The 16707-nt window shown below is 55.4% G+C and carries 16 protein-coding genes and 1 tRNA gene; 1 reads left to right on the forward strand and 16 read right to left on the reverse strand.

Annotated elements, in window-relative coordinates; translation table 11 throughout:
• Nucleotides 1-55: 55 nt before the first annotated feature.
• The 16 genes from yajC to Q669_RS12490 form a co-directional block, all read right to left on the reverse strand.
• Nucleotides 56-418 carry a preprotein translocase subunit YajC gene (yajC, locus tag Q669_RS12415; protein ID WP_011784624.1) on the reverse strand — a complete coding sequence of 121 codons (363 nt, stop codon included), beginning with the start codon at nucleotides 416-418 and terminating at the stop codon, nucleotides 56-58.
• Between the two features lie 41 nt (nucleotides 419-459).
• On the reverse strand, nucleotides 460-1581 hold the full coding sequence (tgt, locus tag Q669_RS12420; protein ID WP_031209823.1) for a tRNA guanosine(34) transglycosylase Tgt: 1122 nt from the start codon (nucleotides 1579-1581) through the stop codon (nucleotides 460-462).
• Between the two features lie 14 nt (nucleotides 1582-1595).
• Nucleotides 1596-2696, reverse strand: a complete 1101-nt coding sequence (queA, locus tag Q669_RS12425; protein WP_022992498.1) for a tRNA preQ1(34) S-adenosylmethionine ribosyltransferase-isomerase QueA — start codon at nucleotides 2694-2696, stop codon at nucleotides 1596-1598.
• A 41-nt stretch (nucleotides 2697-2737) separates the two neighbouring features.
• Nucleotides 2738-2824, reverse strand: a tRNA-Leu gene (locus Q669_RS12430).
• An 83-nt stretch (nucleotides 2825-2907) separates the two neighbouring features.
• Nucleotides 2908-4197: a flagellar hook-associated protein FlgL gene (flgL, locus tag Q669_RS12435; protein WP_022992499.1), complete on the reverse strand. Its 1290-nt coding sequence runs from the start codon at nucleotides 4195-4197 to the stop codon at nucleotides 2908-2910.
• 16 nt (nucleotides 4198-4213) lie between these two features.
• Nucleotides 4214-6250 (reverse strand): flagellar hook-associated protein FlgK, encoded by a 2037-nt coding sequence (gene flgK, locus Q669_RS12440; protein ID WP_022992500.1) that lies wholly within the window; start codon nucleotides 6248-6250, stop codon nucleotides 4214-4216.
• Nucleotides 6251-6256: 6 nt separating this feature from the next.
• On the reverse strand, nucleotides 6257-7243 hold the full coding sequence (flgJ, locus tag Q669_RS12445) for a flagellar assembly peptidoglycan hydrolase FlgJ (protein WP_022992501.1): 987 nt from the start codon (nucleotides 7241-7243) through the stop codon (nucleotides 6257-6259).
• An 8-nt stretch (nucleotides 7244-7251) separates the two neighbouring features.
• Entirely contained in the window at nucleotides 7252-8346 is a 1095-nt protein-coding gene (locus Q669_RS12450) for a flagellar basal body P-ring protein FlgI (RefSeq protein WP_022992502.1), read from the reverse strand.
• Nucleotides 8343-9044 carry a flagellar basal body L-ring protein FlgH gene (flgH, locus tag Q669_RS12455; RefSeq protein WP_022992503.1) on the reverse strand — a complete coding sequence of 234 codons (702 nt, stop codon included), beginning with the start codon at nucleotides 9042-9044 and terminating at the stop codon, nucleotides 8343-8345. Before flgH ends, Q669_RS12450 begins: the two co-directional genes overlap by 4 nt.
• A 3-nt stretch (nucleotides 9045-9047) precedes the next feature.
• Nucleotides 9048-9836: a flagellar basal-body rod protein FlgG gene (gene flgG, locus Q669_RS12460; protein WP_022992504.1), complete on the reverse strand. Its 789-nt coding sequence runs from the start codon at nucleotides 9834-9836 to the stop codon at nucleotides 9048-9050.
• A gap of 81 nt (nucleotides 9837-9917) precedes the next feature.
• Complete coding sequence (locus Q669_RS12465; RefSeq protein WP_022992505.1) at nucleotides 9918-10670, reverse strand: flagellar basal body rod protein FlgF; 753 nt, start codon at nucleotides 10668-10670, stop codon at nucleotides 9918-9920.
• Nucleotides 10671-10746: 76 nt separating this feature from the next.
• On the reverse strand, nucleotides 10747-12687 hold the full coding sequence (locus tag Q669_RS12470; protein ID WP_022992506.1) for a flagellar hook protein FlgE: 1941 nt from the start codon (nucleotides 12685-12687) through the stop codon (nucleotides 10747-10749).
• Between the two features lie 28 nt (nucleotides 12688-12715).
• Nucleotides 12716-13393 carry a flagellar hook assembly protein FlgD gene (locus Q669_RS12475; RefSeq protein ID WP_011784613.1) on the reverse strand — a complete coding sequence of 226 codons (678 nt, stop codon included), beginning with the start codon at nucleotides 13391-13393 and terminating at the stop codon, nucleotides 12716-12718.
• A 17-nt stretch (nucleotides 13394-13410) separates the two neighbouring features.
• Nucleotides 13411-13860 carry a flagellar basal body rod protein FlgC gene (gene flgC / locus Q669_RS12480; protein ID WP_022992507.1) on the reverse strand — a complete coding sequence of 150 codons (450 nt, stop codon included), beginning with the start codon at nucleotides 13858-13860 and terminating at the stop codon, nucleotides 13411-13413.
• A gap of 33 nt (nucleotides 13861-13893) precedes the next feature.
• The gene (gene flgB / locus Q669_RS12485) at nucleotides 13894-14292 is read right to left on the reverse strand and encodes a flagellar basal body rod protein FlgB (protein WP_011784611.1); all 399 of its coding nucleotides are present in this window, start codon (nucleotides 14290-14292) and stop codon (nucleotides 13894-13896) included.
• Between the two features lie 216 nt (nucleotides 14293-14508).
• The gene (locus Q669_RS12490; RefSeq protein WP_022992508.1) at nucleotides 14509-15090 is read right to left on the reverse strand and encodes a nitroreductase; all 582 of its coding nucleotides are present in this window, start codon (nucleotides 15088-15090) and stop codon (nucleotides 14509-14511) included.
• 173 nt (nucleotides 15091-15263) lie between these two features.
• Here Q669_RS12490 and Q669_RS12495 point away from each other — a divergent pair, with 173 nt between their 5' ends.
• Nucleotides 15264-16703, forward strand: a complete 1440-nt coding sequence (locus tag Q669_RS12495; protein WP_011784609.1) for an adenylate/guanylate cyclase domain-containing protein — start codon at nucleotides 15264-15266, stop codon at nucleotides 16701-16703.
• The last annotated feature ends 4 nt before the right edge of the window (nucleotides 16704-16707 follow it).

The raw sequence follows: 16707 nt of genomic DNA on the forward strand, positions 1-16707 counted from the left end.
GTTTCAGCCAGTCAGAAAATGAACAGGCGCATCATGGATGCGCCTGGAAACCAGCTCAGATGTCCTTGAGAGTGCCTTTCGGCAGAGCCGCAGCAACGGCAACTTTCTGAACCTTCATTTCAACGTTATCTGCAACTTCCAGAACAATGAAGTCGTCGGTCACTTTGGTAATCTTGCCAGCAACGCCGCCAGAGGTAACCACTTCATCACCCTTGTTCAGGCCGGACATCAGGGCCTTATGCTCTTTTGCACGCTTGGACTGCGGACGCCAGATCAGGAAATAGAAAATCAGGATGAAGCCGGCGAAGAAGATGATCTGACCCATCACGCTCATTCCCTGGGCACCCGCTTCCTGAGCCGAGGCCAAAGCAGGCATCAGAGACAGCAGACCAGCGATGAGCAATTTGACTGATTTCATTCAGGTTCTCCGTTTATTGACTGATTTAAAGCAAAATTTGTTCAGGAATCGCCCAGAGGCGGAACGGTTTCGCCCCGTAAGGCATAGAATTCGCTTACAAAGTCCGACAATGTACCTGCTTCAATGGCCCCACGCAATCCACTCATCAGGTTCTGATAGAACCTCAGGTTATGAATGGTATTGAGCTGTGACCCGAGCATTTCTCCGCACTTATCAAGGTGATGCAGGTAGCTCCTGGAAAAATGCTTACAGGTATAGCAATCGCAACGCTCGTCCAGCGGGCCGGTGTCGTGGCGGTTCTTGGCATTGCGGATTTTGACAATACCGGTGGAGGTAAACAGATAGCCATTGCGTGCATTGCGGGTTGGCATCACACAGTCGAACATATCGACACCTCGGCGCACCGCTTCAACGATATCCTCAGGGCGACCAACGCCCATCAGGTAGCGTGGTTTGTCGTCCGGCATCTTCGGCGGCAGGTGATCCAGGATCCGGATCATGTCTTCTTTCGGCTCGCCCACCGACAGGCCGCCAATGGCATAGCCATCGAAACCAATCTTTTCCAGGCCCTCCAGGGACTGATCCCGGAGCGACTCATACATACCGCCCTGTACGATGCCAAACAGCGCCGCCGGATTGCCCTCGTGGGCTCTCTTACTGCGCTCGGCCCAGCGCAGCGAGAGTTCCATGGACTCTTTCGCCTGCTTTTCCGTTGCCGGATACGGCGTGCATTCGTCGAAAATCATCACGATGTCAGAGCCCAGATCACGCTGAACCTGAATCGCGATTTCCGGTGACAGCTCGACTTTGGAACCATCAACCGGAGACCGGAAAGTCACACCCTGCTCGGTAATCTTGCGCATCTCGCCCAGGCTAAAAACCTGGAAACCGCCGGAATCCGTCAGAATTGGCCCCTGCCACTGGGTGAAGTCGTGCAGGTCGCCGTGGGCTTTGACCACTTCCGTGCCGGGGCGCAGCATCAGGTGAAACGTATTGCCCAGAATAATATGGGCGCCGATTTCCTCGATGTCCCGGGGCAGCATTCCCTTTACAGTGCCATAGGTGCCTACCGGCATGAATGCCGGAGTCTCCACTACGCCTCGGGGAAACGTCAGTCGGCCACGACGGGCCTTGCCATCTTCTCCGAGTTTCTCGAAGGACATAAAACAGGATTCACTCACTGTGATTCTCCACGGGATTCGGTTTGATGTGGCTCGGCGGAATCCGTTCCCAGCATCATGCCCCGGCTGGGCTCCTGAGCGGTAAGAAACATGGCATCGCCGTAGCTGAAAAACCGGTACTTTTGCTCCACCGCCTCGCGATACGCAGACATGATGTTGTTATAGCCTGCAAACGCACTGACCAGCATGATCAGTGTGGACTCCGGCAAATGGAAGTTGGTGATCATGGCGTCCACGGTCTGGAAACGGTAACCAGGGTAGATGAAGATATCCGTATCGCCCCGGAACTCCTGCAAACGCCCTGCCCGGCTGGCCGACTCCAGAGAGCGGACGGAAGTGGTACCCACGGCAACGACCCGGCCACCCCGAGCGCGGGCCTCATTGACGGCGTTTACCGTCTCTTCCGGCACATGGGCGATTTCGCTGTGCATAACGTGGTCTTCGATCTTGTCGACCCGTACCGGTTGAAAGGTACCGGCGCCAACGTGCAGCGTAACGTACGCAAACTCGACGCCCTTCGCTTCAAGGGCAGACAGCACGGCATCATCAAAGTGCAGCCCGGCAGTGGGTGCAGCCACGGCGCCCGCCTCCTTGGCATAGACGGTCTGATAGCGCTCACGATCCGACTGCTCATCTTCCCGTTCCATGTAAGGCGGTAAAGGCATGTGACCGATACGCTCGAGCACATCCAGAAACGCCTCATCCCCTTCATAGACGAAATGAAAGAGCGCATCTTCCCGCGCCAGCATTCGCAGTGCGGTTCCATCTTCCAGCAATAGTCGCTGGCCTTCCTTGGGAGATTTGGAAGAACGGGTATGGGCGAGCAATTCCTTTTCACCCAGTAAACGCTCAACCAGTATTTCCACTTTGCCACCGGTTTCCTTCTGGCCAAACAAGCGGGCCGGAATAACACGGGTATTGTTGAATACCAGGAGGTCCCCGGGCTGGAGCAGGTCCGGAAGGTCAGTAAACTTCAGATGAGTGGTCTGGCCGGAAAGGCCGTCAAGACTGAGCAGACGCGAGGCACTGCGTTCTTTAAGCGGATAACGGGCGATAAGCTCGTCCGGCAGATCAAAATGAAAATCGGAGACGTTCATGGGCCGGGCTATTCACGATGCCGCAGGTTGCGGCCTATAAGTGGTAGCGGCGGGCGGACTCGAACCGCCACGGGTTTTACCCCAACGGATTTTGAATCCGTCGTGTCTACCAATTTCACCACGCCGCCATCGGAGAGTGGGAGGGATTATACTGAGCCAGAGCCCGAAAGCAACCAGCCGGCAGGCAAAAATCACCCGCCGGCACAGTGAATTAGAGTCGATCGAACAGGGACAGCTGAGAAACCTGCGCAAACGACTGCTGAGCGGCCTGCAATACGAAGCTCTGGAAACTGAGGTTGCTGATGGCCTCGGCGTAGTCGACATCCTGTAGCTGGGAACGAATCTCTTTGGTGTAGAGTTCCGAATCCTCAAGAAACGCGGTGGTGGACTCCACTGCGTTGAGCCGGCCACCAAGCTCGGTTTGCTTGAGAATGATTGACTCCTGGGCATTATCGAGATTGACCAGGGTTTCGGCGATCAGCGCATCGTACTCGGCACGGCTCTTGGGCGTTGTTTTGGAGATACCATCAAGGCCGGCAATCAGGTTTTCGATAGTGCCGAAGATGGATTGTTTATCATTTACCCCTATCGTGAAAGTATCTCCTGCTCCCGTTGGTAAACCTGTAACCGGATCAATTCCATTTGGATCATAAACAGCATCATTGACCGTCATTTTTATACCGGCCACTTCAAACTCTTCACCAACCCTAGGTGGAGGTGTTGGAGTTAAATCAGGAGAACCATTCGGCCCTGTAATTCTAAGGTCACCATCTAAATTCACAACCGAAACGGTCAGGTCATCGGGGACAGACGGCGTGGCTCCAATAAATGAATTCGTTAAATCATTCGGGGCGACCAATTCAAGCCCAGAGATGTAACCAGAGGCGGAAACACCATTGTCAGATCCATTGTCATCGCTAGTTACAGAGATTGACTTAGGAACATCCACAAAGATCCCTTTGCCGTGGTCGCTAATAGGCACGGTCACACCATCATCAATCTCCAATACCCGCTGCCCCTCATCGCCTTGATACACCCATTTGCCTTCATCATTTTTGGCAAATGCAGGCGTACTGCCCTGGAAGCCACTGAAGATATACTCCCCGGATGCATCCCGGGTATTGGCAATATTGGCGAGCTGGCCAAGACGTTCCTTGAGCTCCGCCGAGATGGACTGCCGATCATTTGCAGACAGAGAACCATTACCGGCCTGAACCGTCAGCTCCCTCACCCTCTGGATAATGTCCACAGCGCTGGCGAGTGTGCTTTCTTCCTGCTTCAGCCGGTTATCGGCCAGATTGGCATTCCGGCCGTAGGTTTCCGAGCGCTGAAGCTCCTGGTCAAGCTTCAGAATACGGGCGGCCGCCACTGGATCATCCGACGGTTTGTTTACTTTCTTACCGGTAGAGATCTGCTGCTGGGTGTTAACCAGGTTGCTGTTGATGTCCTGCAGACGGTTGATGCCGCCGAAAAAAATCTGTTGTGATGAAATTCTGATCATGTGACATCACCTCGCCTTAACGGAAGCTCTGCAGCAACGTGTTAAAAAGATCCTGCGCCACAGACATCACCTGGGCCGATGCGTTGTAGGCTGCCTGGTACTGAATCAATTTGCCGGCCTCTTCGTCCAGGTTAACGCCCGAGACAGACTCCCGCTGATTGGTAGACTGCTCCAGCAGCGTTGCCCCGGCGTCTTTATCCAGCTGGCTCTGGCGGGTTTTCACGCCGATATCCTCGACCAGGCCAGCGTAGCCCTCGGTAAAGTTCTGGGAACCGCCATTGAGCGTATTTTTTGTACCCAGCGCGGCCAGAAGCTCAGCGTTGCGGTTGTCTGAAACGCCGTTCTTATTGAAATCGATGGTAAACTCATCGCCAACTGCAGGCTCTCCAGTCATTTCGAACTGAAAGCCCTGGTAGCGGCTGCCATCGCTGGGGTCATCACTAAAAAACACGTTGACCTTTTTCGGATCATAATTGCCGGTTTCGAGAACGTTATTACCCGGGGTATCCGTGATCTCGTAATCGTAAGTGCCCGTTGCCGCATCGTAATTCGTGAACTCGATATTCAGGGGGCCATTGCTCAGCTCCCCCCGACTCTGAAACCCTGGCAACAAGGCTCCCGTATTCGGGTTACGAACATTCAGCATATTGCCCTGGCCAATCTCGGCAGTGCCTAGGTTGTCGTCACTGCCGCTTGCCCTGATCGGACTGGCAAAAGCAAGATCTTCCTCACGCCGAACATTCAGCTTGATGTTCTCCGCCGCATTTCTGCTGGGCTGAATCAGGTACTTGTCACCGGCATTGAATTCTCCTCCGTCAATGCGGATATTAAATCCCGGCATTGTGATTTCGGATTGCACCGGGTCCGGCAATCGCCCCTGGTTGACAGTGTCCCCTGTCGCAGTATTGATCAACTCAAAATTGCGACCGTCACCACTGAACTGAAGTGACCAGGTACCGGCAGGTAGATTGCTGCTGTCAGTGATTTCAACCGCCAAACGGCCATTCTGGGGCTCTGCATTATTGGCGTTTGGAATCACCCGACTGCGCTGAAGTTCCAGAGCATTTACATCGGTAAAGAAATTGCTCCCCAGATCGCCCTCCAGGTCCATCCCGATCTCATGCTGATGGTTTATGGCCGAGGAGATGGCAATCGCCAGCCGGCCGAGCTCATCGAAGGCGGGCTTCAGGGCCATTTCATCAAAGGCACGCAAGCCACCCAGTTTTCCGCCCTGAATCTGTTCATCCACCAGCAGGGTGCGCCCACCACTGGAGAGCGTAAATTCCAGCCGCGTGGGATCTTCCGCACTGCTTCGGGTCGCAAATTCTGCGGCGTTGGCGCCGGTAACCAAAGCCAGACCGTTAGACAGGGACACATTCACCTGGCTGCCTTCAACCTCCGTTACCCGAATGCTCACCAGCTCAGACAACTGGCGCAACTTCTCGTCCCGCTTATCCATCAGCTCCAGGGGCTCCTTGCCCTGGGCCAGGCCCGGAGATTCAGAAATAGCCAGGTTCAGTTCAGCGATACTCTTCAGCAGAGTATTGGCATCTTTCACGCCCTGCTGCATCTGGGTTTTTACCGATTCGCGCTGCTGGATGAACTCCTGGTTCAATCCCTGAAAGCGATTCACCAGTTGTTGGGCTTCACTGAGCACGAGCTGGCGTTGGGGCAACGACGTCGGGTCTTCCGCGGCATTCTGCATAGCCGAGAAAAAGTTGTTCAGAGCTTTGTTCAGACCGGTGTCTTCGCCGCCTAACAGGTTATCCAGCCGCGTGAGTTCGGCGTTGAAAGCATTCTGCTCGCCAAACAGTGTGCTGTCCTCACGTAACTGCTGACTCAGATAGGCATCTGCCAGCCGGCGGATATTAGCGACGGATACGCCACTGCCGATGGTCCCTGCACCTGTACGCCGACCTTCCTGGGTCTCGAACTGGACCTCCTGGCGACTGTAACCCGGCGTATTTGCGTTGGTTATGTTATTTGCAGTGGTGTTGAGCGCCGCCTGGTGCCCCAATACCCCACTCAGACCAATACCGATCAAGCCCGCCATGATCTGTTACTCCTTTACTCTGTCACTGCTCATCGACAGTGTCATCAGAGAATCACGATTCATGATCCGACGGATCTTGGCTCCGTATTCCGGATCGGTTGCATAACCCGCTTCCTGCAGCTTCTCAGCAAAGACTTCTGGCTCATCTGCCGATGACAGAACATCGCGGTAACGGGGATTGTTTTGCAGGAAGTCAACGTAGTCCCGGAAGCTGGCTTCGTAGTCCGGATAGGCCCGGAAATCTGCCCGCTCTTTCATCGCCACGCCACCCCGGAATTCGGTAGTGGTAATGCTCACAGCGTCACCGCCCCAACGACTGTCTGCCTTGATGCCAAACAGATTGAAACTCGGCTGCGAACCATCGCCTTTGATCATGTGTTTGCCCCAACCGGTTTCGAGCGCCGCCTGGGCAATCATCAGGCGCGGATCAATGCCGGTCTCCTTTCCGATCTGCTCTGCGAACGGCATGAGCTGCTCAACAAAATGCTCTGGCGACTCAAATACCTCCGGCAACTTGCCGGGGTTCTCTGCTGGCTCTGCTTTTACCTTCGCAGCTACATCCGCCACCTCTGCCATTCGCTCCGGCAACTCCCTGGAAATCGCCGGCATACTGCGGTCGTAATCGGTAATGGCGCCCTTGTGACCCGCCAGTTTCTCTCCATCCTCACCGAGCCCAGGGATCTGTTGACCCAGTTGCCGGACCAGCGCTTCCGCCAGCCCGGTACCGGTACCACCGGCCATACTCAAGCTGATCTGGCTGTCGAACATATCCCGGTACATCTGGCTTTCATTGCTGTTCAGGTAGTTTCCCTCGGCAAATACCTCGCCTGCCTTGCGCATGGATTTGAGCATCTCTGACAGGAACAGGCTCTCGAACTGCTTCGCAACCTGCTCCAGTGCAGCCTGTTTGTCAGTTCGAGCCTGGGTCTTCAGCGCATTCAGACCACTGAAATCGGTGTAGACCTGGGCTTGCTGTAGTCTTGGATCCTGCATGGCGATACCTAGATCACAATCAATTCGGCACGAAGCGCGCCAGCCTGTTTGAGTGCTTCAAGCACCGCCATCACATCGCCTGGCGCTGCCCCTACCTGGTTTACAGCCTGAACAATTTCGTTAAGCGTGGTTGCCGGGCCGAACTGGAACATCCGTGCCGGGTCTTCCGTCACAGCGATCTGGGTATTCTGCTGAACGGCTGTATCACCCTGAGCCAGAGGATTGGGCTGCACCACCTCGGGGTTTTCCTGAATAGTCACGGTCAGGTTGCCATGGGTAATGGCAGCCGGGCTCACTTTTACATTCTGGCCGACCACGATGGTGCCGGTGCGGCTATTGATCACCACTCTTGCGGCTTCCTGAGCCGGATCGACCTCAATGTTCTCCAGAATGGACAGAAAACTGACTCTCTGTGATGGGTCCCTGGGTGCCCGCACCGATATAGAAGTGGCGTCGTGTGCATAAGCCATGTCCGGGCCCAGACGACCATTGATCGCCTCAACCACACGGCGGGCCGTGGTAAAGTCGGAACGCAGCAGATTGAAGGTGATGGTATCGCCCCGGTTGAACGGCGATTCCACCTCACGCTCGATGGTTGCGCCGTTCGGAATTCGGCCAACGCTGGGTACATTCACGGTAATCCGGGAACCATCCTGGCCCTGGGCACCAAAACCGCCAACCACAAGGCTGCCCTGTGCCATGGCATAAACCTGGCCATCGGCGCCTTTCAGCGGTGTCATCAGCAAGGTTCCGCCACGCAGGCTATCGGCATTTCCGATAGACGAAACTGTGATATCCAGCTCCTGTCCGGCTTTGGCAAAGGCCGGCAAAGTCGCGCTTACGGTTACCGCCGCCACATTGGCCAGATTCGGGTTCACACCATCCGGCAAGGTTATGCCGAACTGGTTCATCATGTTCCGAAAGGTCTGGTTGGTAAACGGCGCTTTGTCGCCAGTACCATCAAGACCGACCACCAGGCCATAACCAATCAGTTGGTTGTTGCGTACGCCTTTAACCTTGGCCAGGTCTTTCAGGCGGTCGGCCATCACCGGCGCGGAACAAAGGGCCGTGAGGGCAAAGACGGCAATCAGTTTGCGGATCATAGCGGCCACCACTCACTGTTGAAGAAGCGAGCCAGCCAGCCCATCTGGTTGGCCTGGTCAAAATCACCGGTACCGCCGTAGGCAAACCGGGCATCTGCAACACGGTTGGAGGTTACGGTGTTATCCGGTTGAATATCCTGCGGTCGAACCAGCCCGGTCATTCGGATGTACTCATCACCGTTGGTCAGGGACAACCACTTCTCGCCCCGAACCCGGAGTACACCATTAGGCAGAACTTCGGTGACCGTAACGGTAATACTGCCAGCCAGGCTGTTGCTCTGATCGGCTTCGGCAGAGCCTTCAAAGTCCCGCTCAAAATTGGCAGAAGCGTTCAAGCCGATATTTGTCTTTCCAAAGATGCTCGGTTCCGGAATGCTCAGTTCCTGATCCTTGGTAATGGAGGTTTCAGCGTTCTTGCTGGCACTGGTGGATTCCTGCAGCAATACCGTAAGCACGTCACCCACGTTGAGTGCCTTGGTATCGCCGTACAGGTTGTAATTTCTCGACACCTGGTAAATTGCCCCGGAGTCCGGGTCGCGCTGCATCATGGATTGGGCGCGAACCGGAGCGTAGGCCGGATCGTCCGGCATAGCCCGGGGGCGAGACATGGCGGTGCATCCCTGCAGCATAATCAGCACACCCACCAATGCCAGGGTGGCCAGCCGTTCAGTGTATAAACTGCGTTGAATGCGTTTCATGACTTAACCAATATTGTTGGTGATGAACTGAAGCATCTGGTCTGTGGTCGAAACCACCTTGGAGTTCATTTCATAGGCACGCTGGGTCGTAATCATGTTCACCAGCTCTTCCACCACCTCTACGTTGGAGGATTCAATGGTGCCCTGTTCAATGGACCCGAGACCTGCAAGTCCGGCTTCACCTTCAGCCGGATCACCACTGGCATTGGTCTGCTTGAACAGATTATTACCGATGGCCTGCAAGCCCTGCGGGTTGATGAAGTCCACCAGGGTGATCTGCCCGAGGTTGACGGGCGCAGCCTGGTCATCGGTAATAGCGGTGACCGTCCCATCTTTGCCAATGGTCATATTGGTGGCGTTCTCCGGCACATTGATATTCGGCTGAAGCGGAAAGCCATCCGGTGTGACCACATCGCCGTCAGAGTTCAGCTGAAACTGGCCATCCCGGGTATAGGCGATCTGTCCGTCCGGCATCTGAATCTGAAAGAATCCCCGGCCATTCACCGCCATATCCAGAGGCTGTTCAGTGATCTGCAGGTTGCCCTGGCTGAATTGCTTGGCAGTGCCAACAATCCGGACCCCGGTCCCGAGCTGCAGGCCAGAGGGCAACTGCGTGTTCTCAGTGCTCTGCCCGCCGGGCTGACGGTTTATCTGATACAGCAGATCCTGGAACACCGCCCGATCCCGCTTGAAGCCGGTGGTGTTCACATTGGCCAGGTTGTTGGAAATGGTGGACATGTTGGTGTCCTGCGCGCTCAACCCGGTTTTACTGACCCAAAGTGCTGGATGCATGGTTTTACTCCTTGCCCGTCGGTGGCCGATGCGGCGATCTTTTGCCGCTCTCCGCCAACCGATGGCGTTTGATCATCGTTATCAGAGGTTCTGCAACAGTCGTGCCGTAGCCTCGGAATTTTCATTGGCGGTCGACATCACCTTTACCTGCATCTCGTATTGGCGAGATAACTGCAGATTGGAGATCATTTCCTCCACCGCATTCACGTTTGAACTTTCGAGAAAACCGGTGGCGACACGCATGGCTGCATCCGGTGGCTCTGGACCATCAAGAGCCTGATCCGGCTTGCGTCGAATGAACCCATCCAGACCTTTCTCAAGTGCATCTACCGGTGGGTTGACAAGCTTCAGTCGGTCAACTTCCACTAGCTGATCCGGCGGCCCACCTACCGGCACAATGGAGATGGTGCCGTCCGAGCCAACCTGAAGATTGTCAAAAGGAGGAAGAGCCACCGGCCCACCGTTCCCCAGAACCAGCTCGCCACTCGCCAGCCGCACAAGTCCGTTCACGTCGACCTGTAAGCTACCGGTACGGGTGAATACCTCTTCGCCCAGATTGTTTTGAACGGCGAGCCAACCACCGCCGTCTACCGCCACATCCAGCTTACGTCCGGTCTCCATTAAAGCGCCGGGCGAGAGATCAGTGCCGGGCCGCTCGGTCATGGCGTAGGCGCGGGTGGGATGGTGCTCACCGAACACGGGCATACTGCGGGCCTGGGCAAAATCCTTCTTGAACCCGGTGGTATTGACGTTAGCCAGGTTGTTGGCATGGGCACGCTGGGCCAGCATGTTCTGCTTGGCGCCAGACATTCCAATATAGAGGGCTTTGTCCATGGGCAAACTCCTGCCGGAATTTTGACTGTTTCCGGTCTTCCTGCAGGAGTCATGCCATGTTCGCTAGGGCGCGAAATTATCGGAGGTTGATGATGGTCTGGGTGACCGCATCGGAGGTTTCAATGGTTTTGGCGTTAGCCTGGTAGTTGCGCTGGGCAATGATCAGGTTCACCAGCTCTGCCGAGAGATCCACATTGGAGTCCTCTACGGAGCTGGCCTTGATGGAACCAAGCGTGCCGGTATCCGGAGCACCAATCACCGGCTGGCCGGATTCAAAGGTTTCCACCCATGTGGTGTCACCTACCGGAGAAAGGCCATCGGTGTTGTTAAAGGCCGCCAGCGCTACCTGCCCCAGAGACTTTGACTGGCCATTGGTGTAGCGCGCAAAGACCACCCCTTGATCTGACACATCCAGGCCTGACAGCCGACCCGTGGTGTAGCCGTTCTGTTGCTGATCGTTGACGCCGAATGCCGCGCCATACTGGGTAGCACTACCCAGATTCACTACGAACGCTGACGACACAGCCGGTTCAGGAATTGGACTAACTACCGCAGTTGGATCATCGGGCGGACCATCAGCACCGTTCGGATTCCCGTTCGCGTCTTTCGGCACCCAATCGGTAACAACAATTTCTCCGTTAGGATCGCCATTTACAGACTGCAACACGCCATCCTGATCGAAAAGCGCTGTATAAGGCTGTTGGTCGGTACCAGCAACGAGCTCCCCGTCAACTTGTAGATAAATAGACCACTGACTCTGACCTACGCCATTACTAGGAGAAGCATCCTTCACGTAAAACTGCGTAAGCTCGTGAGGGTTCCCCAAACTGTCGAATATAGTAGTTGATGTAGCATGATTGTATGTGCGCTGATCAATCGGATTGAACGAGTTCGTTGTACTAAGGCTGCGATCAGCCCACGTATCAGCGTAGAGCGGATCACCCGATACCGAGACATCCTCTACGCTTCGATCAGCTTGTGGACGAACAATACCCAATTGCGTGTCCGTACCATCGGAGCCAACATCGTTATCGTTACTAAAGTTATACGAAAGCGTATTGCCGCTATTGTCAACAACCCGCAACTCACCATCATCGTCAAGTGATGCGAATAGGTTTCTGGCGCTAGGACTGCCATTAATCTCGCTGATAAGCCCATCAACCGAGTTAACTCCACTCAGATCGAGAAAGACTTCGGAACCATCAATCCACAAATTGAAATCAAAACCAGGTTCTTGAATATAGGCATCGTCAATTTGAGGAAAGTTCAGTTCAGTTGTAGCAGACGCACTCAACCCTTCTTCATCGTTAATCGCCGCAGCAACATCTTTTGCAGAAAGCCCTGCCGGTATGGTCACAGTCCGATCGGGAGTGCCGTCGTTGTAAGAAACGGTGAAGCTACCCGCAGGGAAGGCCGTAACCGGTACGGGCGGAGTCCCCGTGCCATCCAGATTAAAAGGAACACCATCAAATGACGTCCCGCCGAATTCCCCCATAACGGATACCTGGTTCTCGAGCACGGGTTCACGTGAGTCGAGATTGACATCGGTCGTAAGGTTTGTAGTTCTTCTTGGAGCCAGGTTACCGGTCTCAATCTGCAGATCGCCTCGGATGCCAGACAGGTTGCCGTCGTCATCAGCGGTATAACCCTGAACCCGCATATTCTGGTTATTGACGACAAACCCTTCCTTATCAATCCCGAACTGGCCAGCCCGTGAATACCGGATTTCACCACCGTTATTCAGAATAAAGAAGCCATCACCACTGATAGCCATATCCAGGCCGTTATCGGTGAAGCTGATATTGCCCTGACCGAATGACTGCTTTACGTCCTGCACCCGCACGCCGTCGCCAATCGGATTGGTACCGGCACTCAGGAAACCACTGGCGTACAAATCACCGAACTGTACCTTGCTGCTTTTGAAGCCGACGGTACTGGCGTTGGCGATGTTGTTACCGGTGACATCCAGATCCACCGAAGCGGCGCGCAGACCACTCAAACCTGTGTTAAATGCCATGACTTATACCTCCTGGTCTGACACCGGATCAGTTAATTTGTTTGACTTCAGACAGCGGAATGGAGCCCATTCCGGCCAGATTCAGAGTAATGGAACCACCCTGCCCCAACGACACACTGTCGACATTGGCGCTCACCATGGTCGCCAACTGCTCCGATCCGGAGGGATAGGAGCCCTGCGCCACAATCGAGTAGGGGCCGGGCGGCAAAGGATTGCCGTTGCCGTCTTGCCCATCCCACTGGAACGAAACCACACCAGCCTGGCTGCTGCCCATATCAATCTGGCGAACTAACTCACCGCTTTGATTCATGACCGACAGTCGCAGCCCACCCGTGGAAGCCGGCACCTGAATGGTGCCAGTTATCTCGCCTTCGCTACCCAGAATGCCCACACTGGAGGGTGCCAGAACGGTTTTGCCTACCATCGCCGAGGCCTGCAAGGCCTGGCTGGAGCGGAACTGACCAACCACATCATCGACACTGCCAGACAGATTCTGCATTTCTTCCAGAGAACTGAACTGGGCCAGCTGGGCGATAAAATCGCCGTTGTCCTGCGGCTCCAGCGGGTTCTGATTCTTGAGTTGCGCCAGCATCAGCTCCATAAACGCGTCTTTACCCAGCTCGTTGCCACCAGGGGTCTTGCCCTCCTGGTTCAGCTGGTACTGGCTCAGCACGTCTGAGGCGGCTGCGGAATTCACTGCACTCATGGCTTAATCCTCACTTGTTACTGCTGACCCAGTGTCAGAATTCGCTGCATCATGGATTTGGCGGTGTTCATGACATCCACATTCATCTGAAAACTGCGGGACGACGACATCATGTCCGCCATTTCCTCAACCACGTTCACGTTGGGGTAATAAACGTACCCTTCCTCGTTCGCGGCAGGGTGATTCGGCTCATAGCGCATCTGCAGTTCTGCATCGCTCTCGACAATCCCCTCAACGCGAACACCTGCCCCGGCCCCCTCTTCGGAACCAATACCAAATCCCTGCTGATCAGGGTTCAGCATGGCCTGCTGAATAGCGGCAAACACCGGTTTGCGGGCACGGTACGTTGTATCCGTGCTCGAACTGGCGGTTTCTGCGTTGGCAATGTTAGACGCGGTGGTGTTGAGCCGCAGTGACTGTGCGGTCATGCCGGAACCGGCGATGTCGAAAATGTTACCCAGTGACATGACAATCTCCTTCAATCTCGTACGGACTGCGGCTTATTCGCCCTTCAGCGCCTTGGTCAGGCCGGAAAACCGACTACTCAGGAACTGGAAGCTGGCCTGGTAATCCATGGCGTTGCGCATGAAACGGGTCTGCTCGGCCTGCGCATCCACGGTATTGCCATCAATTGATGGCTGGTGCGGGGTACGGTACAGCAGCTCGCCGTCAGCGCCGGGGCTGGAGGTGTCCATATGACCACTGTGGGTCGTGGTCATACCAAAACCCGTCATGGAATCCTGCGCCTTCTGCATCATCGCCTGGAAATCCACGTCGCGGGCCTTGTAGCCCGGGGTGTCGGCATTTGCCAGGTTGTTCGCCAGCACTTCGGCCCGCTTGACCCGCGCCTGCAGCGCGTGCTCATGAATACCAAGCGCTTTGTCGAATGTAATAGCCATTACTGCCTCCAGATCTTTGCACCGACCAGGCTGAACCTGTGAACTTGCCGGTTTTGCGTTCTGAAGTGATTAAAGCAAGCAGAGTGCCAGAATTGAAAAAGCCCGCTGTAATGCGGGCTTTGAAGAGGACTGTCTAATAAATGAGCGGCAAATTCCGGTTAAACGCTACGAGGGCGGCAACGAGTTTCCCCAGGCGGACTTACCGCTGTTCGAGGCTCAGACTTGCCAGGGGGAAGTGCGCCCTGGCGCGGCCCACCTTGAGACATACTCTTTGGTATCCGGCCGGGGCACCGATGGTTTCTCACTGGCAACGGTACCGGTATAGAGGAAACCGACAATGGACTCGCCCGGCAGCAGCCCAAGACCGTCATGCAGCGACGAATGATAAGCCACAGGCCCGGTTCGCCACATGGCGCCGTAGCCGGCATCATTCAGCGCCAGGGAGATAAAACTCATACCGGCCGCTGCCGACATTACCTGCTCCACCTCCGGCACCTTCGGATGATGACGGGGCGACGCAATACCGACAATAATCATGGGTGCACGAGCCGGAGCATTCCGGGCCTTCTCACGCTCCTTATCAGAAGCCTCCGGCGGGCAGCATTCAGCAAACAGGTCGCCCAGAGCTGCCAGGCCTTCCCCCTCTACCACGAGATAACGCCAGGGCCTCAACAACGCATGATCCGGGGCCCGGGCCGCGCACCGGAAGGCCTGATCAACCACAGACACCGGTGGTGCCGGTGCCTGCAAACGGGGCTCCGAAGCACGATCCAGAATAAAACGGGTTATCGAACTCATACAGTCTCGCTGTTGATTGGTTGCATGATTTTCGGTTGGGCCGGAAGCGGCCCCGATGAATTGTGAGTTCTACGTAATGCTGTTAATCTTTAGTCGTAGTTCAAACCAACAATTATAAAGAATCGGCAGCATACAATGAGCGACATACTTATCGGAAGGATCCGGTTCTGAAAATGATGAGCGCACCCGCTGAATTACGCAGCGTAACCGGCAATACCGGCAAGCTGGGGCAAGGCGACATCTACGACCACACGGTGGCGATTCCACCGATGCCCGATTACAACGGTCGGATACTGGCCTACACCGCCACTGCCGCCATTATTGTCACGGGTGTCCTTCAGGATGTGTTTCCCCAATTGCTTCTCTGGATGGTGGCTGGCGCTCTGATCTGGCCTCATCTCGCGCACGTGCTTACACGGCGAACCTTCCTGCGACGTTCAGCCCGGATTCGGCAAAAAATGCTGTTCCTCGACTGCATAATCGGAGGCAGCTTTATTGGTTTGATCGGATTAATCGCCATTCCGTCGGTATCGGTTGTCCTGATGCTGATGTTCAGCTGTCTGATCGTGGGCGGCGTCAGGCAATGGTTGTTCGGCACAGCGCTCATGTCGGCCGCCATGGCCGCCACAGTGGCGGCAACCGGCACCGCCGCCGATCTGGAAGCCCCCCTGCTCACCAGCATCGTCGCCATTTTGGCCACAGGCACGTACATCTGCGTTACCGCCTATTACTCACACCAACAGGCCCGGGCCCTGCTGCTGGCAAAGACCCAGATTCAGAACCAGCGGGAACAGTCCATCGCCCTGTCCCACAAGCTCTCGAAATACCTGTCGCCTCAGGTCTGGCAGTCCATCTTTACCGGGGAACGGGATGTTCGGCTTGAAACCCAGCGCAAGAAACTGGCAGTGTTTTTCTCAGACATAAAAGGCTTTACTGAACTGTCGGAGGAGATGGAGCCGGAAGCCCTTACCGAGCTTCTGAATCACTACTTCAACGAAATGTCAGAGGTCGCCCTGAAATACGGCGGCACCATCGACAAGTTTGTCGGCGATTCCATCATGGTGTTCTTTGGCGATCCGACCAGTCGCGGCCAGAAAGAAGATGCGTTCTCGTGTGTGTCCATGGCCATCGAGATGCGCAAACACATGAAGATCATGCGCCAGAAATGGCGCAGCCAGGGCATCAAGACGCCCCTGGAAATCCGCATGGGCATCAGTACCGGCTACACCACGGTTGGTAACTTCGGCGCCGAAAACCGGATGGATTACACCATTATCGGCAAGGAAGTGAACCTCGCCAGCCGACTGGAGTCCCTGGCGGAACCAGGCGAGATTCTGGTGTCGTATGAGACCTTCTCGCTGATCAAAGACCGCATTATGTGCCGGGACAAGGGCGAGATTACCGTAAAAGGCTTTGGCAAGCCGGTGCCCATCTACGAGGTGGTTGATTTCCGGCGCGACATGGGGCCTCACCGTAGCTTCCTGGAACACGAACACAGCGGCTTTGCCATGTACCTGGATTCCGATAAGGTCACCGAACGGGAGCGCAAAGCCATACTCAGCGCCCTCGAAGACGCAGCCGACCGACTGCGTCAGGAAGACGATACCGAATAGCCGA

This window comes from Marinobacter sp. C1S70 (assembly GCF_000475355.1).
Lineage (GTDB): Bacteria > Pseudomonadota > Gammaproteobacteria > Pseudomonadales > Oleiphilaceae > Marinobacter > Marinobacter nauticus.